The sequence below is a fragment of the Flavobacterium reichenbachii genome (genome assembly GCF_002217435.1).
Classification (GTDB): domain Bacteria; phylum Bacteroidota; class Bacteroidia; order Flavobacteriales; family Flavobacteriaceae; genus Flavobacterium; species Flavobacterium reichenbachii.
Window position 1 is genome coordinate 19,720 of record NZ_MUHF01000039.1, and the last position, 21,412, is coordinate 41,131.

Here is a 21,412-nt window from a genome sequence, read left to right on the forward strand (position 1 = left end):
GATTTTTGATATTGTTATTTTATTAATTATCGGTAACGCAGCCTGTAGAAGCACTTGACACCGATCTTGCGTATTTAAGTAAAACTCCTTTTGTAACTTTTAACGGTGGCTGAACCCAAGCCGCTTTTCTAGCTGCAAATTCTTCGTCAGATATTTTCAGGTCGATTGTATTTTTTACAGCATCGATAGCAATTAAATCTCCATCTTTTACTAAAGCAATACCACCACCATCATAAGCTTCTGGTGTAATATGTCCTACGACAAAGCCATGTGAACCTCCAGAGAATCTGCCGTCTGTGATTAGCGCACAAGTGCTTCCTAATCCGGCTCCAATAATCGCAGATGTAGGCTTTAGCATTTCAGGCATCCCCGGACCACCTTTTGGTCCACAATACCTGATGACGACTACACTGCCTGGTTTTATTTTTCCCGCCTCAAGACCAGGAATTACTTCAAATTCTCCTTCAAATACAACAGCAGGCCCTTCAAAATATTCTCCTTCCTTGCCGCTTATTTTTGCCACAGCACCTTCAGAAGCAAGATTTCCGTATAAAACCTGAATGTTTCCAGTTGGCTTTAAAGCTTTATGAATTTCATGAATTACTTCTTGTCCATCTTGTAAATCCGGTACAGAAGCTAAATTTTCAGCTACTGTTTTTCCTGTTACTGTCAAACAATCTCCATGGATTAAACCTACGCTTAATAAATATTTCATTACCGAAGGAATTCCGCCAGCAGCATGTATATCTTCCATCATGTATTTACCACTTGGCTTCATATCAGCCAAAACAGGTGTCCTGTCATTAATTGCCTGAAAATCATCCAGCGTAATTTTGATATCAACAGCGTGAGCCATTGCAATTAAGTGCATAACTGCATTTGTAGAACCTCCTAAAACTGCTACAATTGTAATAGCATTTTCAAAAGCTTTACGAGTCATAATATCTCTTGGTTTAATATCTTTTTCTAATAAAATTTTAATAGCAGCTCCGGCAGCAAGACATTCGTCTCTTTTTTCCTGACTCAATGCAGGATTAGAAGAACTGTATGGCAAACTCATTCCTAATGCTTCAATCGCAGAAGACATTGTATTTGCAGTATACATACCGCCGCAAGCACCAGCTCCCGGACAGGCATTTTGAATAACACCTTTGAAATCTTCTGGAGTAATTTCGTTTTTTACTTTTTTTCCTAAAGCTTCAAAAGCAGAAACAATATTTAAAGATTCACCTTTCCATTTTCCAGAGTGAATTGAACCTCCGTAAACCATCATCGAAGGGCGGTTTAAACGTCCCATAGCAATAAGAGCTCCAGGCATATTTTTATCGCAGCCCGGAATTGCAATTACACCATCATACCATTGTCCGCCTACAACGGTTTCAATAGAATCTGCAATTACGTCACGAGAAACTAATGAAAAACGCATTCCTTCTGTTCCATTAGAAATTCCGTCACTAACACCAATGGTATTAAAAATAAGTCCGACAAGATCAACATCCCAAACACCTTTTTTAACATCTTTTGCTAAATCGTTCAAGTGCATGTTACAAGTGTTACCATCGTAACCCATACTCACAATACCAACTTGTGCTTTTTTCAGATCTTCTTCAGTTAAACCAATACCATACAACATGGCTTGCGCTGCAGGTTGTGTTTGATCTTGAGTGATGGTTTTGCTGTACTTATTTAATTCCATTATTGTATTATTTTTTTTTAATTTTTATTCCAAAAAAAAACCTTCCAGTATTTGGAAGGTTTGTAATATAGTTTTTCAATTATATTTATACCATTCCCGATGCAGATGTGCTAAACACATTGACAACAACGACAGAAGTAATAATAATTGAGATTTGCATCATTTAATTTTTTAGTATTACAAAAGTAAAAAAACTTTAAGAACTAAAAAAATAAAATCTCAACATTTTCAATACTTCTTGTTACTTATTTCATTATTTTAATAAAATTTTTAAACAATTGTCGATTGTCCTATATGAACGTTGTCATTATTAAAATACAGTAAATCATCTTTACTGAAAATGAAGTTTGAAACAAACTCCCCTACTTCATTTGTACCAAATTTTGAATCTGGTTTCAAATCAACCGTAACCACTTTGTATTCAATAGCTTTTTCAACAGCCTGATAAATAACATTCGCTTCTTTAAATAATCCGAAATGCTCTAACAGCATTGCTGCTGATAAAATAGAAGCAATTGGGTTGGCAATATTTTTTCCTTTTGCCTGAGGATAAGATCCGTGGATTGGTTCAAACAAAGCATTTTTCTCTCCTAAAGAAGCCGATGCCAATAAACCAATCGAACCTGTAATTACGCTGGCTTCATCTGATAAAATATCTCCAAATAAATTCTCTGTCAAAATCACATCAAATTGTTTTGGATTTAAGATCAACTGCATTGCAGCATTATCTACAAATAAAAAGTCTAAAGCAACATCTGGATAATCTGCACTCACTTTCTGAACTACTTTTCTCCATAATCTTGAAGTTTCCAAAACATTTGCTTTGTCCACCATTGTCAGCTTTTTGCGTCGGTTTTGTGCCGATTTAAAAGCTAAGTGTGCAATTCTGGTGATTTCTTCTTCTGAATACTCACATAAATCTGAAGCGTGTGTTCCTTCTTCATTCAATGTTTTTGCTCCGAAATAAGCACCGCCTGTTAATTCTCTGAAAATAGTAAAATCTGCTCCTTCTATAATTTCTCTCTTTAAAGGAGAAGCATCAATTAATGATTTATACGGTTTTATTGGGCGTATGTTTGCAAACAAACCTAATTCTTTACGAAGTTTCAATAATCCCTGCTCCGGACGCACTTTTGCATTTGGATTATTATCATATTTAGGATCTCCGATAGCGCCAAATAAAACTGCATCTGTGTTTAAACAAAGATTTAGTGTTTGTTCCGGCAGCGGATTTCCGGTTTTGTCAATAGCAATTGCTCCCATGAGTGCTTCTTCAAAAACAAATTCATGATTGTACACTTCGCCAATGGCGTATAATGCCTTTTTGGCTTGTAAAATTACTTCCGGTCCAATTCCGTCTCCTGGTAAAACTGCTATTTTCAAATTCATAATGCCTCGTTCTTTATGTATTTAAATCTTTATTTTTTTCTTTCTTCTTTGCTTGCTCTATTCTCCTTCTTCTTTCCTCTATTCTCTTTTCAACTAACTTCTAATTAAATCACCTTCAATTTTAGAAGCTTCAATAATTTGGTGAATATCTGCATCTATCACTTCTTTTTTAATATCAGCGAATTTCAAAAACTCAACATATACAATATCCAATTGTACTTTAGTAAGCTCGTAACCTACTTTTTTAGCTCTGTAAGCCAAAGCTGCTCTTCCGCTTCTTGCTGTTAGAATAATTGAAGATTCGTTAACACCCACATCAAGTGGATCCATGATTTCGTAAGTCGCTCTATTTTTGATCACGCCATCCTGGTGAATTCCAGAACTGTGTGCAAAAGCATTTGCTCCAACAATCGCTTTATTTGGCTGCACGATCATTCCCATACTTTCAGAAACCAAACGACTCATTTCGTTTAATTCTCTTGTATTAATATTAGTATCTAAATTAAGGTATGGATGTTGTTTGAAAATCATCACCACTTCTTCAAGTGCTGTATTTCCCGCTCTTTCTCCAATACCATTTATAGTACACTCAATTTGTCTTGCACCGTTTATAGCGCCAGAAATAGAATTGGCAGTTGCCATTCCTAAATCATTATGGCAGTGACATGAAAGGATTACGTTTTCGATTCCTTTTACGTTTTCTTTTAAATATTTAATTTTTGCTCCGTACTCTTCCGGAAGGCAATATCCTGTTGTATCCGGAATATTTAATACTGTTGCTCCCGATTTAATAACTTCTTCGCAAACTTTTGCTAAGAAAGCATTATCAGTTCTACCAGCATCTTCTGCATAAAACTCAACATCTTCTACATAAGATTTTGCATGTGCTACAGCATATTTTGCTCTTGCAATAATATCTTCGGGCGTAGTATTTAATTTATGGAGGATATGAGATTGTGAAGTTCCGATTCCAGTATGGATTCTTGGTCTTTTTGCATGTTTTAAGGCAGCTGCTGCAACATCAATATCGTTTTTTACAGCTCTAGTCAATCCGCAGACGGTGGCATTTTCTACAATTTTACAAATCTCAGAGACCGATAAAAAATCGCCCGGACTTGACACTGGAAAACCTGCTTCGATGATATCAACTCCCATTTTGTCTAGTCGTTCTGCGATAACTAATTTTTGCTTAGTATCTAACTTACATCCTGGAACTTGTTCACCATCGCGCAAAGTGGTGTCAAAAATTTGAACTTTCTCTCTATTCATATTCATTTATTTAATGTAATTTCACATCTTGATAACAAATATATGTTGTACCTCTTCAGCACCAAATTCATTTTAATGAAATTATACTGTTCATAACACAATTTATAACGAGTTAAACTTCTAATAATCAATAATTTATATTATTATTTTTTACAATGGCTAACCATCAAAAAGATTTCTTATTTGTTCTTATAAAATCCCTTTCTAAATCTGAAAAAAGACAGTTTAAAATTTTTGCAAGCAGATTAGAGACAAGTTCGAATACTAAATTCATTGAATTATTTAATATTTTAGATAAGTCTGAAACCTACGATGAAAAGCTTATTCTAAAGAGCGGAATCATCAAAAAAATACAGTTATCTAATTTAAAATCATACTTATACAAACAAATTTTAGTAAGTATTCGACTGAATATTCCAAGCCAGAATATTCGATATCAATTGCGCGAACAAATAGATTTTGCGGGAATCCTATATAATAAAGGATTGTATAAACAGAGTTTAAAGATTCTGGATAAAACAAAAATGATTGCGCTTGAAAATGATGAAAAATATATGGCGTATGAAATTGTAGAGTTCGAAAAACTAATCGAATCGCAATATATTACACGAAGTATTCAAGGCCGCGCTGACGAATTGGTGATTCAGGCAAAAGAACTAAACTACAGAAATACGATTTCGAGCAAATTATCAAATTTATCATTGCAGCTTTACGGAATCATGCTCAAAACTGGTTACGTAAAAAATGATGAAGAATACAAATACATTGATGATTATTTTAATAAACATATTTCTAAGTTAGACGAAAGCAAGTTTGGCTTCCGCGAAAAATATTGGTTTTATAATGCTAATTTGTGGCGCAGTTTCTTGGTTCAGGACTTTTTGGCCAGTTATAAATATGCTTATAAATGGGTGACATTATTTTATGACAACCCAAATATGATCTATCAGAATCCAGTTTTTTTTCTAAAAGGAAACCATTACTTTTTGGAATCTCTGTATATGCTAAAGTATAAATCGAATTTCAAAAAATACTTATCGGTTTTAGAAGATACCATACAAGATGAAAAATTTCCTGTAAACGATAACATTGCATCTCTATCATTTCTGTACGTATACAATAATAAGCTGAATCTGCATATTTTAGAAGGTACTTTTGAAGAAAGTGAATACCTGATTCCTGAAATTTTAGAAAAAATAAAGTTACACAGTGAACATCTGGACGAACACCACGAAATGTTGTTCTTCTACAAAATTGCTTCGATTTACTTTGGAAATGAAAAATATACTGAATGTATTTTTTATTTGGATAAAATCATCAACAACAAAAACTTAACTATGCGTGAGGATTTAATGTGTTTTGCGAGACTCTTATCTTTAATTGCACATTACGAGTTGGGAAAAGATTATTATTTAGAAAATCATCTTAAAAGCACCTATAAGTTTTTGTTGAAAATGAACGACTTACACGAAGTTCAAAAAGAAATCATCAAATTTTTACGAAATCTGAATAACTTTTATCCCGCAGATATTAAGAAGGAATTTAAAAAGATGCATGCTCGATTTGTAGAGCTTGAAAAGAATACGTACGAAAAAAGAGCTTTTCTATATTTAGACATTATTTCGTGGCTTGAAAGTAAAATTGAAAACCGCAAAATTGCTGCTATAATTAAGGAAAAAGCGAAACTGAATAGTCGTTAGTTTTCAATCTCAATCCCGAAACCCCGAAGTAATTCCAAATCCCAATCGTTTACAACACAACCTTTGTCAAAGTTTAAAACTTTGACAAAGGTTTTTTTACGCAAAATGACAACTTATGAGAACTTACTTAAAACAACAAACCCGACAGGTTTTTAAAACCTGTCGGGTGTATTAAACGTAAAAAATCCGAAACTACAACAATTGGATTTTTATTCGATAATATTAGAACTCGTTACATAAAAATCTTTATCTACTTCTACTTTACGAGTTTCATCTGCAGTTTTTTCAGATTGCCATTCTGTAGTTGGTTTTAACCAGGTTTCGACTCCATTTAATTTCACTCTTACCGGCATGTCAAATTTGGCTACGCAGTTTGTCCAGTGATATCCAAAGGTTCCATTTTTAAACATATATTCAAAAACCGGAATTTGTGTTGTGGTTAAATATTGAGCAAAAACTCTGTTAAAGTTAATTCCAGACTGCTCGTTTATATAATCTTGAATTTGCTTACTTGTTACAGTCTGATGATAAAATGTTTTATTTAAACCTCTTAAAATAGATTTCCATTTGGCATCGTCATTCACTACCTGACGAATCGAATGCAGCATGTTTGCTCCTTTTGGATACATATCGCTCGATCCTTCGTTATTTACATCATAATGTCCGATAATCGGAGCATCATTCTGAATAATTTTTCTACACCCAATTACATATTCTGCTCCGGCATCTTTTCCATAATAATATTCAAGAAAAAGACTTTCAGAGTAATTCGTAAAGCTTTCATGAATCCACATGTCCGCAATATCTTTATACGTAATATTGTTGGCAAACCATTCGTGTCCAGACTCATGAATTATAATAAAATCAAATTTTAATCCCCAGCCGGTTCCGCTTAAATCTCTACCCAAATAGCCATTTTTATATCCATTCCCGTACGTAACAGAACTTTGGTGTTCCATTCCTAAATAAGGCGCTTCTACAAGTTTATAACTGTCTTCGTAAAACGGATAAGGACCAAACCAATTCTCAAAAGCTTTCAGCATTCTTGGCGCATCTTTAAAATGTTCTTTAGCTACAGCTAAATTATCTCTTAAGACATAATAATTACAATCTAAATCGCCTTTTTCACCTTTAAATTTCTCCGAAAAATTAACGTAATCTCCAATATTGATGTTCACACCATAATTATTAATCGGGTTAGAAACGTACCAATTAAAAGTTTTAGTGCCGTCTTTTTCTTTTTTAACGCTTTTTAGTCTTCCGTTAGAAACCTCAGTCAAATCTCCCGGAACATTCACACTAATCAGCATATTTTCTACTTCGTCATACATATGATCTTTGCAAGGCCACCAAACACTGGCACCTAAACCCTGACACGACGAAGCGATAAAGTCTTTTCCGTTTCTGTCTTTTTTCCAGGTTATACCGCCGTCCCAAGGTGGTTTAATGGCTTCTTTTGGTATTCCTCCAAACGAAATTATGATTTCTTTTGTATCTCCAACTTTTTGATCTGCAGATAATTCAATAAAAAACGCATTACCTTCTCTCGTAAATTTTTGTTCTTTACCGCCTTGTGTGACTTTGTAGATCTGCATCGGTTCCTGCAAATCAATCTGCATTTTATTATTGGCAGCAAGAACGGTGTAACGTACTGTATTTGAACCTGTAATTGTTTTGTCTTTCGGATTTACTTTTATATCTAAATGGTAATATTTTAAATCCCACCAAGCTCTTTCTTTTGTAATGCTTCCGCGTAAAGTGTCCTGATGCGTAAAAGTAGTTTCAGACTTATTAAGAAGTCCTTGTGCCTGAGCATTTAACCCAATTAATAAGGCAATTAAAGCGCCGCCAAAGTATTTTTTCATTATTAGTAATTTGAAATAAATAGTGTATTCTACAAACTGATTCTATAACAAAAGTAAACATTCGAATCAATTTTTTGATAATTTTACAGTTCTATTCAAAAGATTAAGTGTTAAAATTAATTTTCATCTATTTTATCTTTTTAAAATAATTTACCTTTTATGAAACCTAATTTAATTTTATACATTTTAACTGCAGCACTTTCGTTTACAAGCTATTCACAAAATATTCCGATTCCTAAAACAAATGAAAAACTGATTATTGACGGCGATTTATCCGATTGGAAAACACCGTTTTTAGGTCCATTTGTAATTCATAATTCTGGCGGAAAAGCGACTCAGAATACATTTGTTTCACTTTCGTGGAATAATGAAAACCTTTATATAGCGTATCGTTCTGAAGATTCTAATATAATCGGAAAATCACAGCCAAAAGACTCTAAAATCTATGAAACAGATGATTTAGTAGAAATGTTTATTGATCCTGACGGCGATGGAAAAAACTATTTTGAAATTGGCGTAAATGCTTTTTCTACCCATTATGACATGGCAGTAAAATGTATTTCTCCAGATTGTGGCGGCTGGAATACCGATATGAATTATAATATTTCGGACTTAGAAACAGCAAGCAAAATAACGGAAGAAGGTTTTTGCATCGAAATAAAAATACCATTTTCGAGTCTCGAAAAAATTAAAAATGGCGGTTTTACAAAACCAAAAGCGGGTACAAAATGGAAAGCAAATACTTTTAGAATAGATTACGGTAACACCACAGAATACCTTGCTTTACAATATTATAAAAGCTTAAAGTTTGGTTTTCATCATCCAGAAGAATTCGCTGTTTTTGAGTTTGCAGAGTAGTCTTTTAGTTTAATCGTTTGTTTGTTTGTTTGTTTGTTTGTTGATATTTAATTGAAAAGTTGTTGTATCTCTACTGGTTTATAATACTCTACATTGTCAACTAAAAAATTAAAAGACATATTAGTCTTTGTCATATTATAAATTTCAAAAATGGATTTATTTCGAGTAAAATAGAAACTTCTATTATTTGAATTTTCATAAAAAATATATGTTTGCAAAAACATAGAAATTCCTTTTTTTAAAACTATCGCATTAGAAAATTCTTTAGGAAGAAATCTATTTATAAAAGTATCATTATCAATGTATATTTCTCCAGTGCTATCATTAATTGGCGCAAAATTACCATACGGCGTTTTTTCTAAAAACAGAATTAATCTCTGGCCAGCTTTTAATTCTTTAATTCTTGGATCACATAACCATTCTTTCCAGATGACTACATTAATTTTCGAACTTGATTTTCCCTTTATAAACTGAGTGATCGTGAATTGATATTCATTTTTTGATATTTTAGAGACAGTTCCGTCTACAATTAAAACAGCTTTAGAAATAACTATTGGGTATGGCGTTTCATTTTTCTTGAATCCATAATTCAGACAAGGAATTAAAAGCATTAATAAACAGATATATAGTTTCATAAATAGATTATTTAATACTAAAATTAGTTTTTTTTCATACATGAAGTAAAAAAAAAAAAATGCATTACATCTTACTTTTTAAGACATAATGCATCTAGATTTTATAAATTTAAAAAAAAGTTACTTCTGGCGTTTCTTCAAAACTTCAACAACATCAGCCAGCTGATATCCTTTTGCTTGAAGTAGAATCAAATAATGAAATAATAAATCGGCGCTTTCGCTGAGGAATAAATCATCGTTATCGTCTTTGGCTTCAATTACCACTTCTACAGCTTCTTCGCCTACTTTTTGAGCAATTTTATTGATACCTTTTGCAAATAATGAAGCAACATAACTCTGCTCAGAATCTGCATTGTCTCTACGAATTTTTATTGTTTTTTCGAGCGTAGAAAGAAAACCATAACTTTCTGCATTTTCTTCCTGCCAGCACGTGTCTGCTCCGGTGTGGCATGTTGGCCCAACAGGTCTGGCCTGAATTAAAAGCGTATCTTCGTCGCAGTCGTTTTTAATGCTTACAAGATTCAAAAAGTGACCGCTCTCCTCGCCTTTTGTCCAAAGTCTTTGTTTTGAACGGCTGAAAAAGGTTACTTTTTGAGTTTCTATTGTTTTCTGAAGCGATTCTTCGTTCATATATCCCAGCATCAAAACATTTTTAGTTTCCGAATCCTGAATTATCGCCGGAATTAATCCGTGTGCCATTTTAGTAAAATCTACGTTCATTGTATTTTATATTTTAGACTTCAGTCCCGATAGCTATCGGGATAGATTACTGAATTCTATATTTTTATTTCTTAATTCTATCTTCTTAATTCTATCTTCTTTATTCTCTTTTCTAAAGTCTATCTTCTTGATTCTATCTTCTTGATTCTATTTTCTAAACTCTATCCTCTAAAGTCTAACTTCAATATCATTCTTTCTTAATTCTTTTTTCAAATCCTTAATTTCGATTTCTTTAAAATGAAAAACACTTGCTGCCAAAGCGGCGTCTGCTTTTCCTTCTTTAAAAGAATCTACAAAATGCTGTATATTTCCGGCGCCTCCAGAAGCAATAATCGGAATATTAATTAAAGTGGATAATTTAGCCAAAGCATCATTTGCAAAACCATTTTTAGTGCCGTCATTATCCATCGAAGTAAATAATATTTCGCCCGCGCCACGTTCTGCCACTTCAACTGCCCAATCAAATAGATTTAATTCTGTTGGTACTTTCCCGCCCACTAAATGCACAATCCATTGTCCGTCAATTTGTTTCGCATCTATTGCAACCACAACACATTGGCTTCCAAATTTCTGCGCTAAATCATTAATCAACTGTGGATTTTTTACTGCCGATGAATTAATTGAAACTTTATCAGCTCCATTATTCAACAAAATCTCGACGTCTTCTACAGACGAAATGCCGCCACCAACCGTAAACGGAATATTGATTTTTTCTGCCACACTTCGCACCATATTTACTAAGGTTTTACGACGTTCTTCTGTAGCCGAAATATCCAAAAAAACCAATTCGTCTGCGCCTTCAGCAGAATAAATTTCAGCCAGTTCTACCGGATCGCCCGCATCACGCAGGTCAACAAAGTTAACGCCTTTTACGGTTCTTCCGTTTTTTATATCTAAACACGGTATGATTCTTTTTGCTAACATTTTTTAATGTGTCAATTTGAGAATTAGATAATTAGATAATTTTAAACACAACGTAAAGAATTATCTAATTGACTAATTATCTCATTTTCTAATTATGTAATTCTCTAATTGTTTCAAAGTAATTCTGCCTTCGTAAATTGCTTTTCCTATTATCGTTCCTTCACAGCCTAATTCGGCTAATTTTGGAAGTTCGTCGAAAGTTGAAATTCCTCCCGAAGCGATTAGTTTTATACCTTTTGCTTCGCTTAATATTTTCTCATACAAATCAAAACTTGGACCTTGAAGCATTCCGTCTTTGGCAATATCGGTACAAATTACGTACTGAATTCCTTTTGCTTGATAATCCTGAATAAAGGGAACTAAATCCTCATTTGACTCTTCTAACCAGCCAGAAACTGCTATTTTTTCATCTTTTGCATCTGCTCCTAAAATGATTTTATCTGAACCGTATTCTGAAATCCATTTTTCGAAAATCGCTCTGTTTTTTACAGCAATACTTCCGCCGGTAATTTGGTTTGCACCACTTTCAAAAGCAATTCTTAAATCGTCGTCTGATTTCAATCCGCCTCCAAAATCAATTTTTAAAGTGGTTTGCGATGCAATTTGTTCCAAAATTTTATAATTGACAATTTTACTCGATTTTGCACCGTCTAAATCTACTAAATGCAAATATTCAATTCCGTGTGCTTCAAATGATTTCGCTACTTCAAGCGGATTCTCATTGTAGATTATTTTGGTATCGTAATCACCTTTGGACAATCGAACGCATTTTCCGTCAATGATATCTATAGCTGGTATTATTCTCATTTTTTTTAGTCTTAAAGTTTGAAAGTCGAAAGTCTTAAAGTCTTTTTTGATTTTCAAAAATTGTTATTTTGGTTTATATTGATTTTTGAAATTGAAATTTTACATTTTTAAGAAATTCTCTAAAATCTTTTCTCCCACTTCACCGCTTTTTTCCGGATGAAACTGCGTTCCATAAAAATTATTTTTCTGTAAAGCCGAAGCATATTCCATTTCATAATTGGTCGTTGCAATGCTTTCTGCGCAATTTGGAGCATAAAAGCTATGAACCAAATACATAAATTCATTTTCTGATATATCCTTAAACAAGTCCGATTTTAAATTATAAATCTGATTCCAGCCCATTTGCGGCACTTTTACCTGATTCGAAAATTTAATTACATCAACATCAAAAATTCCTAAACCTTTGGTATTACCCTCTTCAGAAGATTTACACATTAACTGCATTCCCAGGCAAATTCCTAAAACCGGCTGTTTTAAAGTCGGAATCAAACTATCTAATCCGCTTTCTCTCAGTTTCGTCATCGCCGAACTCGCTTCGCCCACGCCAGGAAAAATCACTTTATCAGCAGCTTGAATTTCTTCAGCATTATTACTCAAAACGGCTTTAAACCCTAACCTTTCAATAGCAAACATAATGCTCTGAATATTTCCTGCTCCGTAATTTATAATTACTATTTTCATTTTATAAAGCTTTAGGCTTTAAGCTGTAGGCTTTAGGCTTATTGCCTATTGCTTATAGCTTAAAGCGTTTTACAGCATTCCTTTCGTCGAAGGCAAAATCATTTTTTCTGTATCTCTTTTTACCGCTACTTTTATCGCTTTCGCGAAAGCTTTAAAAATCGCTTCAATTTTATGATGCTCGTTGATTCCTTCTGCTTTGATGTTTAAGTTGGCTTTTGCTCCGTCTGTAAATGATTTGAAGAAATGATAGAACATTTCAGTTGGCATTTTACCCACCATTTCGCGTTTAAATTCCGTTTCCCAAATCAACCAGTTTCTTCCTCCAAAGTCAATTGCAGCCTGCGCCAGACAATCGTCCATTGGCAGGCAGAAACCGTAACGTTCTATTCCTAACTTATTTCCAAGTGCTTTCGCAAAAACTTCTCCCAAAGCAATTGCTGTATCTTCGATTGTATGATGTTCATCAACCTCTAAATCACCTTTTACAAGGATTTCTAAGTCCATTTGACCGTGACGTGAGATTTGATCTAACATATGATCAAAAAAGGCAATTCCCGTATCGATTTTGCTTTTTCCTGTACCGTCGAGGTTCAAATTAATATAAATATCAGTTTCGTTGGTTTTACGAGTTATAGACGCAGAACGCGCCTCTAATTTTAGAAACTCGTAAATGGTTTTCCAATCCATTGTCTGCAAAACAATTGTTTCGTCTAATTCTTCACGTTTTGAGGAAATTTCGTTGCTTCCCGCTCCATCTGTAATGTTCATAAAAATAGCTTTTGCACCTAAGTTTTTAGCTAATTCTACGTCTGTTAAACGATCTCCTAAAACAAAAGAATTTTCCAGATCATATTCAGGATTATTCAAATATTTAGTCAGCATTCCAGTTCTTGGCTTGCGAGTTGGCGCGTTATCTTCTGGAAAAGAACGGTCAACAAAAATATCATCAAATAAAACACCTTCATTTTCAAAAGCTCTTAAAATGAAGTTTTGTGTCGGCCAGAAGGTATCTTCCGGAAAACTATCCGTTCCTAATCCGTCCTGATTGGTTACCATTGCCAATTCATAATCTAATTCAGCGGCAATTTTAGCTAGATATTGAAAAGCTTTTGGATAAAATTCCAGTTTTTCCAAACTGTCCAATTGTAAATTTTCTGGTTCTAAAACAATCGTTCCGTCACGATCGATAAAAAGTACTTTTTTCATATTATTAATTTTGAGCGGATTACGCCTAAATCTTTTTTAATTAATATTTAAATTCTCTTTGTATAAAATAACATTTAGATTTTTTATCAGAATCTATATCATCTTCTACATATATTTCTGTCCAATTATGTAAGTCATATTTTTTATATTCAAATCTCATCGATAGTTTTGATTCTTTGTCAGGAACCGGAAAACTTAATTTACTATAAAATTCGGTCATAAAATTTTTATCATTATAGACATAACTAAAAACATCATTTTGAAAATTAGAATCATGCGATTCTTTTATCATGTTGTTTCTAGCATCATATTGATACGTTATCACCGAGTTTGGAGTATCACTTAAAACACCTTTCTCAGCATCAAATTCTAACTTCTTTATTATTAAATCATTTAGATATTCATATTTAACACTACTTACAATAGTGTCAGAGTTATAATAAAACTTTTCCTGTATGACTTTATTTTTATCATAGAAAAATTCTGTTCTATTGATAATTCCTCCATCATCGTAATAATTTATTGTTTCCAGTTTTTGCTTTTTATCATTATAACGATTCTGTGGAAAATCCCATTTATTTGTTGGAAAGAAAGATTGTTTGATAAATTCTCCATTAGAATCTTTGATGTAAACGTCATCGTGAAGATATTTTCCTTTCAGAAAACCTGTTTTCGTTTTTTTAGCTTCATACCAGGTTTCTTTATATTCTTTAGGATTGCCTTTAATTTCTTCAAGAACGCTGTTATTTTGTGAATATGCATTTAGAAAAACAAAGAAAAATAGAGTATATAAAAAATTCATGATTTCGTTTTTATATTATTTAATTAAAAATTACAGCAGTTTTAATTCTCTAATCAAGACAGCATTTTCTTCTTCTGTGCCAATTGTAAAACGAAGACAATTTTCGCATAAAGGCTGTGTTGTTCTGTTACGAATTACGATTCCTTTTTCTATTAATTGATCGTATCTTTTATTCGCATCATCCACTTTTACTAAAACGAAATTAGCTTCTGTCGGGTAAATTTTTTCTACAAAATCTACTTCAAGTAAAACTTTAAGCAACTCCTCTCTCTGTTCAACAATAGAGGCTATTTCTTGTTTAATTTTATCCGAATCCTTTAAGCGTTCAACTGCTTTTTGCTGTGTCAATTCGTTTACATTATAAGGCGGTTTTATTTTATTTAAAACTGAAATGACAGCTTCAGAAGCATAACAAATTCCTAATCGAATTCCTGCCAGCCCATACGCTTTTGAAAGAGTTTGCGTAATCACTAAATTTGGGTATTCATCGATCTCTGTAAGCCAGCTTTCTTTCTCAGAAAAATCGATATAAGCTTCATCAATTACCACTAATCCTTTAAAATTTTGAAGCAGTTTCACTACGCTTTCATCGGAAAAAGAATTTCCTGTTGGATTGTTTGGCGAGCATAAAAAAATAATTTTTGTATTGTCATCAACAGCTTCTAAAATCTTTTCAACCTGAGGCTGAAAATCGTTAGAAAGTAAAACTTCTCTATTTTCTACCGCATTGATATTCGCCAGAACGCTGTACATGCCGTAGGTAGGCGGCAACGAAATAATATTATCCTTTTTAGGTTCGCAGAAAGCTCTAAAAATCAAATCCAGTACTTCATCACTTCCGTTTCCGAGCAAAATCTGACTTTGTTTTGTATTTTTATTTTTTGCTAAAATTGCTTTAACAGAAAGCTGCTGCGGATCTGGGTACCGATTTACTCCATTTTGAAAGGGATTTTCATTGGCATCCAAAAAAATCATTTCGGCCGTATCAAAATCTTCAAACTCGTCACGCGCAGACGAATAAGGTTTTAATGTTTTTACGTTTTCTCGTGTTATTGTATTTATATCGAATTTCATTACCTTAATTTTTAGAATATAGAAACTAGAATAAAGAGAATAGACTTCTCATCTGATTTCAAAAATTTTCTATATTCTTTGTTCTATATTCTTTCTTCTATTTTCTTGCTTCTATTTTCTTGCTTCAATTTTCTTCTATTCTCTTTCTTCTAAACTCTTCAATCTCAAAGTAACAGCATTTTTATGCGCCTGCAAACCTTCGGCTTCAGCCATTATCTCAATCGCTTTTCCTATATTCTGAATTCCTTTTTCTGAAATTTTCTGAAATGTCATCGATTTCATAAAACTATCCAGATTTACGCCGCTGTAATTTTTAGCATAACCGTTTGTAGGAAGCGTATGGTTTGTTCCTGAAGCATAATCACCAGCACTTTCCGGCGTGTAGTTTCCGATAAAAACCGAACCCGCGTTTACAATTCCGTTGCAGTAAAAATCATCGTACTCTGAACAGATAATGAAGTGTTCCGGTCCATAATCGTTGATTAAATTTAAAGCAGTCTGGTCATTTTCTACAAAAATCAGTTTTGAGTTTTCGATTGCTTTTTGAGCAATTTCTTTTCTCGGAAGAACTTCCAACTGTGCCTGAATTTCTATTTCTACTTCGTCAATCAATTTCTTTGAAGTCGAAACTAAAATAACCTGACTGTCTGTTCCGTGTTCTGCCTGTGATAATAAATCTGAGGCTACAAAGGAAGGAACCGCAGTATCATCGGCAACAATCAATAATTCTGAAGGTCCAGCCGGCATATCAATCGCTACTCCAAATTGAGTTGCCAATTGTTTTGCCACTGTTACAAACTGATTTCCCGGACCAAATATTTTATACACTTTTGGAATGGACTGCGTTCCGAAAGTCATTCCCGCAATCGCTTGAATACCTCCAACTTTTAGAATTTTAGTAACACCGCATAAATTTGCTGCATATAAAATTGCAGGATTTATTTTTCCTTTTTTATCCGGCGGAGAACATAATACAATTTCTTTACAACCTGCAATTGCAGCAGGAACTGCAAGCATCAAAACCGTTGAAAACAATGGAGCAGTTCCTCCCGGGATATATAAACCAATTTTTTGTATTGGTCTTTTTTCCTGCCAGCAGTTTACACCTTCAATAGTTTCAATTGAAATTTTGTCTGTTTTCTGAGCTCTGTGAAACTTATAAATATTGTCTTTTGCTAACTGAATTGCTCCTTTTAATTCGCTTGATATCAAACCAACAGCTTCCTGAATTTCCTCATTAGAAACTTCATAATTATCTAAAGCGATTCCGTCAAAAATTGAAGTGTATTTTGCTACGGCTTCATCTCCTTTTTTTTGTACTTCTTTGAAGATTTCTTTTACTGTAACCTCAATATCATCAATGGTTTTGGTTGGTCTTTTTAATATTTCTAACCAAGTATCTTGTTTGGGATTATATATTTTATTCATTGTTTTTTTTGCTTTATACTTTAAGCTGTAAGCTTTATTTACTTTGTCATTCCTTAGCTTAAAGCATATTGCCTAAAGCCTAAAGCGCGAAGCTTTACAGAACCATTTTCTCAATTGGGCAAACCAAAATTCCTTCTGCTCCCACTTCTTTCAATTGATCTATTACGTCCCAAAAACTGTCTTTGTCTATAACTGAATGTACACTGCTCCAGCCTTCTTGCGCCAATGGCAGCACGGTTAAACTTCTTAAAACCGGAAGAATTTTTCCAACTGCATCGATTTTATCATTTGGAACATTCATTAAAATATATTTTGAATTTCGAGCTCGTAAAACTGCCTGAATTCTAAATTTTAGAGTATCAATATGTTTCTGAATTTCTGGAGAAACCTTTGGTGAAACAGCAAGCACGGCTTCACTTTTAAGAATCACTTCAACTTCTTTTAAATTGTTTTTGAATAATGTACTGCCGCTTGAAACGATATCTACGATTGCGTCTGCAAGTCCAATGTTTGGAGCAATTTCTACAGAGCCAGAAATTTGGTGAATGTCCACTTTTAATCCAAAAGAATTGAAATATTCGTTTACGGTGTTTGGGTATGAAGTTGCGATTCTTAAACCTGCTAAATCTTGTATTGAATTGTATTCTAAAGTTTTAGGAACTGCAACAGAGACTTTGCATTTAGAAAATCCTAATTTCTGAACCACTTCAATTCCTTTTCCTTTTTCTACCAATAAATTATCTCCAACAATCGCCAGATCTACAACTCCATCGATTAAATATTGCGGAATATCTGAATTTCTAAGATATAAAACTTCTAAAGGAAAATTGGAAGCTTCTGCTTTTAACTGATCGATTCCGTTATTGATTGAAATGCCGCAGTCTTTTAAGATCTGAATGCTTTCCTCATTTAATCGTCCGGATTTTTGAATTGCAATTTTTAAAGTACTCATTTTTTTTTCTTTGTTTTGATTAATAGTTTGAGTACAAAGAATTGGAATTAAAAAAACCCGCTTGATGTACTCAAACGGGTTTTAAAATATGATGATTTACAAACATATCATTAACACATCGCTTGAGAGCAATAATGTAAATGATGATGATGTAATTGAATAGAAATCATGATTTGTGTATTTTTTTCTTCTTTGATTCGGTTGCAAATATAATAGATAATTTCATAAAAACGCAATTATTAATTTAACTTAACTAAAGTTTATTGTTAAAAAAAATATTGAGCATCCATTTTATTGGATTTATTCTATTTGTTATTACGTTTTAGATTCTTCTTCAAAATCTAAAGTAACAGTAGTTCCTATTCCAATTTGACTGGAAATTTTAAACTTAATATGCAGCAGTTCTGTAATTCTTTTAACAATAGACAATCCCAAACCAGTTCCTTTAATTTCTGTATGATGAGAAGAATTTGATCTGAAAAATGGGTTTAAAATAGATTCTAAATCCTCTTTTGCGATTCCGATTCCGTTATCAGAAATATTGCAGCGTATTTTATTTTGTTCTTTAGAAAGTTGAATTGTTATTTCGCTGTTATCGTTAGAATATTTAACTGCATTGAAAATAATATTTCTAAGAATGGTTGTCACTAAGTAACTGTCAGAATTTATATAATAATCTTCTTTGACATCAAAAATAACATTGATATTATGTCTGTTTATTTTTTCTGAAATCAGCGTTAAAACATCTAAAATTACGGCATTCAAATAAACCGATTCTGTATTTATATTTTGCTTTTGATTCTCAAAACGCGCCATTAAAAGCAGCTGATCTACAAGTGTATTCAAATGATCAACTTCATTAATACAATAGTTTATTTTTTCTTCATATTCTTTATTATCACGTGGTTTACGTATTAATACTTCCAGAGTTCCTTTAATAACTGTCAAAGGCGTTCTTAACTCATGTGATGCATCAGAAGTAAATTGTTTTTCGCGTTCCATTGCGTCTTCAATCCTGCCTAATAGATTGTTTATTGTCTTAGAAAGTGTAAACAATTCGTCGCGGGTTTTGGGCAGCGGAATCCTGGTTTTAAGATTGTCTTTGGTAATTATTTTTGATGTATTAATAATTGCATTTATCGGCTTTATGCTTCTTCCTGCAAAAAATCTCGCAATAAAAAAAAGCAGTATTAAAATGATAGGAAATGCGATTAACAGCGTATCAAAAAGATTTTTGAGTACTTTGGCCGAATCCGAAAGTGACATTGCAATTATTAAATACCCTATTTTTTTTGATTTTATATGAAGAGGCACCTGAATCTGCCTGATCGTATTGTCTAACAATTGTGTATCAAAAAGCTCAAAATGACTCACACTGTCATGAAATTCAAGCTTTTCGTTTTTTAGATTTGGAGATTTTTCGATTATCTTTTTATTCAAATCAAAAAACTGAACAAAAACAGGATTTACATCTACCGAATTGTGTTCACGCTCCTCCCACTCTTCCGCATCCATGAAAATAACCTTTTTATTTTCAATCCTGATTTCTTTCAAATGATCCTGAACTTCGATCATCAAATTCTCGTCAATATGCTTATAAACAGTAAATTTTACAGTAAAATAAATGGCATAAAAAACCACCAAAATCAATAAGCCTGTGGTAATAATATAGTTTAAAGCGATTCTATTTTTAAAAGATAACTGCACCATTTATAAGTCATTAGCAATATAACCAATACCACGAATTGTTTTAATATAATCTTCTTCGATCTTAAGATTAAGTTTCTTTCGAATAGCATTCATAAAAACATCGATTACACCTGTATCGTATTCAAAATTAATTTCCCAGACATCCTTTAAAATCTGATTTCGTGTACAGACTTTTCCTTTATTATGAATTAAATATTTCAACAATTCAAATTCTCTCTGTGTCAGTGCAACTTCTTCATCATTTTTAAAGACGATATGTTTGGATAAATCAATTTTTATCGCACCCAGCGATAACATTTCATCTTTGCTTAGATTTCTAAAATGAACTTTTATGCGTTCTACCAATTCCTCAAAACTAAAAGGCTTTTTTATATAGTCGTTGGCGCCTGCTTTTAGGCCTTCAATCGTTTCCTGAACGGTATCTTTTGCCGTTAGAAAAATTATTGGAGTTGTTTTATCTTTAATTCTTACTGCTTTGCATAAATCCAAACCATTAATTTTAGGAAGCATCCAGTCTAAAAGTATCAAATCAAATTTATGATTTTGCAGCAGTTCAAAACCTTTAGAACCGTCGTTTGCTGTCGTAATTTGATATCCCTCTTCTTGCAGACCTTGCTGCAAAAACTGAACAATACCCAATTCGTCTTCAACTATTAAAATATGCATTTACCGTATTTGTTTAAAATAAATATTCTTGATCTGATCTGTCAAAGGTAAATATTTTACAACTCAGAAACTGCTTAAAATCATCAGAATACACAAAAGCAGTCATCTTAAGCAAATATTAAGTTAACACTAAGTAAGGTAAAAGGCGAACTTAATCTCGCATTAATCAATCGAAATTAATTTTGTAGAAAAAATAATAACATGATTTTTTACAAAAAACTATCCGCTTTTTACAATCTTGCTTTATTTTATTTTATAGTAAGTTTTGTGCTTCGCATTGTCTTGCTTTTTCATCCCATAACACAAAGTTCATTTACCATTGCAGAAAGTCTGAAAATCTTTGGCTTAGGAATTGTCTCTGATTTTTTTGTGTTTATTGTGGCAGGTATTTTTTTATGGCTTTATCTTATTTTTATTTCAAACTCGAAGTATAACAAGCCTTCAGGTTATATTATCCTCGGAATTCTCATTATGCTGTTTCTTTATATTGCATCGGGAAAAAGTATTCTGGATGAATACGGAGGCGCTTTGCCCAGAATTGCTTTGATTTTTATCGGCATTAAAACTTTTCTTTTTGCACTGTTGCTTTTTCTTCCAAAACATAGGGATAAAATTAGATTCTGGCTGTTTGCTTTTGTATTGTTTTTGAATGTTTTGTTAATCCTTCAAAATGGCTTAAGTGAGTATTTTTTCTGGAACGAGTTTGGTGTAAAATATAATTTTATTGCTGTTAATTATCTTATTTACACCAATGAAGTTATTGGCAACATAATGCAGTCGTATCCTGTAATTCCGATATTTTCTGCTTTATTTCTGGTTACCGGAATAGTAACTTATTTCATACTTAAAAATTCCAGAGATTTTATTAGCAACATTCCATCTTTCAATCAAAAAATAAAAATTTCTGTTCTTTACATTGGTTTATTTTTTGGCTCTTTGCTTGTTATTCCGGCTTTGGCTAAAACAGAAAATTCTAAAAATATATTTGTAAATGAATAACAGTCAAACGGATTGTATAAATTTTATCTCG

Annotated in this window: 19 protein-coding genes; 3 read left to right on the forward strand and 16 right to left on the reverse strand. The window is 32.8% G+C overall.

What is annotated here, in order from left to right; genetic code table 11:
- Positions 1-22 precede the first annotated feature (22 nt).
- From ilvD to B0A68_RS23710, 3 genes are all read right to left on the reverse strand, one after another.
- Positions 23-1,696: a dihydroxy-acid dehydratase gene (gene ilvD / locus B0A68_RS23700; RefSeq protein ID WP_035681033.1), complete on the reverse strand. Its 1,674-nt coding sequence runs from the start codon at positions 1,694-1,696 to the stop codon at positions 23-25.
- 270 nt (positions 1,697-1,966) lie between these two features.
- Entirely contained in the window at positions 1,967-3,085 is a 1,119-nt protein-coding gene (gene leuB / locus B0A68_RS23705; protein ID WP_035681030.1) for a 3-isopropylmalate dehydrogenase, read from the reverse strand.
- Between the two features lie 93 nt (positions 3,086-3,178).
- On the reverse strand, positions 3,179-4,354 hold the full coding sequence (locus B0A68_RS23710; RefSeq protein WP_051892436.1) for a 2-isopropylmalate synthase: 1,176 nt from the start codon (positions 4,352-4,354) through the stop codon (positions 3,179-3,181).
- Positions 4,355-4,509: 155 nt separating this feature from the next.
- Between B0A68_RS23710 and B0A68_RS23715 the strand changes: the two genes are divergently transcribed.
- Positions 4,510-6,054 carry a hypothetical protein gene (locus B0A68_RS23715; RefSeq protein ID WP_035681029.1) on the forward strand — a complete coding sequence of 515 codons (1,545 nt, stop codon included), beginning with the start codon at positions 4,510-4,512 and terminating at the stop codon, positions 6,052-6,054.
- Positions 6,055-6,263: 209 nt separating this feature from the next.
- Here B0A68_RS23715 and B0A68_RS23720 read toward each other — a convergent pair whose 3' ends face one another.
- Positions 6,264-7,919, reverse strand: a complete 1,656-nt coding sequence (locus B0A68_RS23720; protein WP_035681028.1) for a M1 family metallopeptidase — start codon at positions 7,917-7,919, stop codon at positions 6,264-6,266.
- A gap of 159 nt (positions 7,920-8,078) precedes the next feature.
- Here B0A68_RS23720 and B0A68_RS23725 point away from each other — a divergent pair, with 159 nt between their 5' ends.
- Positions 8,079-8,777, forward strand: a complete 699-nt coding sequence (locus B0A68_RS23725; RefSeq protein ID WP_035681027.1) for a carbohydrate-binding family 9-like protein — start codon at positions 8,079-8,081, stop codon at positions 8,775-8,777.
- A 47-nt stretch (positions 8,778-8,824) separates the two neighbouring features.
- On the opposite strand, the gene B0A68_RS23730 is transcribed toward B0A68_RS23725, so the two are convergent.
- From B0A68_RS23730 to B0A68_RS23785, 12 genes are all read right to left on the reverse strand, one after another.
- On the reverse strand, positions 8,825-9,412 hold the full coding sequence (locus tag B0A68_RS23730; RefSeq protein WP_123947548.1) for a hypothetical protein: 588 nt from the start codon (positions 9,410-9,412) through the stop codon (positions 8,825-8,827).
- Positions 9,413-9,532: 120 nt separating this feature from the next.
- Positions 9,533-10,132, reverse strand: coding sequence for a bifunctional phosphoribosyl-AMP cyclohydrolase/phosphoribosyl-ATP diphosphatase HisIE (gene hisIE, locus B0A68_RS23735; RefSeq protein ID WP_035681024.1), 600 nt, complete (start codon positions 10,130-10,132; stop codon positions 9,533-9,535).
- Positions 10,133-10,300: 168 nt separating this feature from the next.
- Entirely contained in the window at positions 10,301-11,056 is a 756-nt protein-coding gene (hisF, locus tag B0A68_RS23740; RefSeq protein ID WP_035681022.1) for an imidazole glycerol phosphate synthase subunit HisF, read from the reverse strand.
- Between the two features lie 81 nt (positions 11,057-11,137).
- Positions 11,138-11,863, reverse strand: a complete 726-nt coding sequence (gene hisA / locus B0A68_RS23745; RefSeq protein ID WP_035681020.1) for a 1-(5-phosphoribosyl)-5-[(5-phosphoribosylamino)methylideneamino]imidazole-4-carboxamide isomerase — start codon at positions 11,861-11,863, stop codon at positions 11,138-11,140.
- 99 nt (positions 11,864-11,962) lie between these two features.
- Positions 11,963-12,544: an imidazole glycerol phosphate synthase subunit HisH gene (hisH, locus tag B0A68_RS23750; RefSeq protein ID WP_035681017.1), complete on the reverse strand. Its 582-nt coding sequence runs from the start codon at positions 12,542-12,544 to the stop codon at positions 11,963-11,965.
- Positions 12,545-12,613: 69 nt separating this feature from the next.
- Positions 12,614-13,750 (reverse strand): bifunctional histidinol-phosphatase/imidazoleglycerol-phosphate dehydratase HisB, encoded by a 1,137-nt coding sequence (gene hisB, locus B0A68_RS23755; protein ID WP_035681014.1) that lies wholly within the window; start codon positions 13,748-13,750, stop codon positions 12,614-12,616.
- A 40-nt stretch (positions 13,751-13,790) separates the two neighbouring features.
- Positions 13,791-14,552: a hypothetical protein gene (locus B0A68_RS23760; RefSeq protein ID WP_035681012.1), complete on the reverse strand. Its 762-nt coding sequence runs from the start codon at positions 14,550-14,552 to the stop codon at positions 13,791-13,793.
- 30 nt (positions 14,553-14,582) lie between these two features.
- The gene (gene hisC, locus B0A68_RS23765; RefSeq protein WP_035681009.1) at positions 14,583-15,626 is read right to left on the reverse strand and encodes a histidinol-phosphate transaminase; all 1,044 of its coding nucleotides are present in this window, start codon (positions 15,624-15,626) and stop codon (positions 14,583-14,585) included.
- A 135-nt stretch (positions 15,627-15,761) separates the two neighbouring features.
- Positions 15,762-17,054, reverse strand: a complete 1,293-nt coding sequence (gene hisD / locus B0A68_RS23770) for a histidinol dehydrogenase (RefSeq protein WP_035681007.1) — start codon at positions 17,052-17,054, stop codon at positions 15,762-15,764.
- A gap of 94 nt (positions 17,055-17,148) precedes the next feature.
- Entirely contained in the window at positions 17,149-18,006 is an 858-nt protein-coding gene (gene hisG, locus B0A68_RS23775; protein WP_035681004.1) for an ATP phosphoribosyltransferase, read from the reverse strand.
- 315 nt (positions 18,007-18,321) lie between these two features.
- On the reverse strand, positions 18,322-19,716 hold the full coding sequence (locus B0A68_RS23780) for a sensor histidine kinase (RefSeq protein ID WP_035681002.1): 1,395 nt from the start codon (positions 19,714-19,716) through the stop codon (positions 18,322-18,324).
- A complete protein-coding gene (locus B0A68_RS23785) occupies positions 19,717-20,382 on the reverse strand; it encodes a response regulator transcription factor (protein WP_035681000.1) in 666 nt (221 codons plus the stop codon).
- Between the two features lie 201 nt (positions 20,383-20,583).
- Between B0A68_RS23785 and B0A68_RS23790 the strand changes: the two genes are divergently transcribed.
- A complete protein-coding gene (locus tag B0A68_RS23790) occupies positions 20,584-21,381 on the forward strand; it encodes an LTA synthase family protein (RefSeq protein ID WP_317044664.1) in 798 nt (265 codons plus the stop codon).
- The last annotated feature ends 31 nt before the right edge of the window (positions 21,382-21,412 follow it).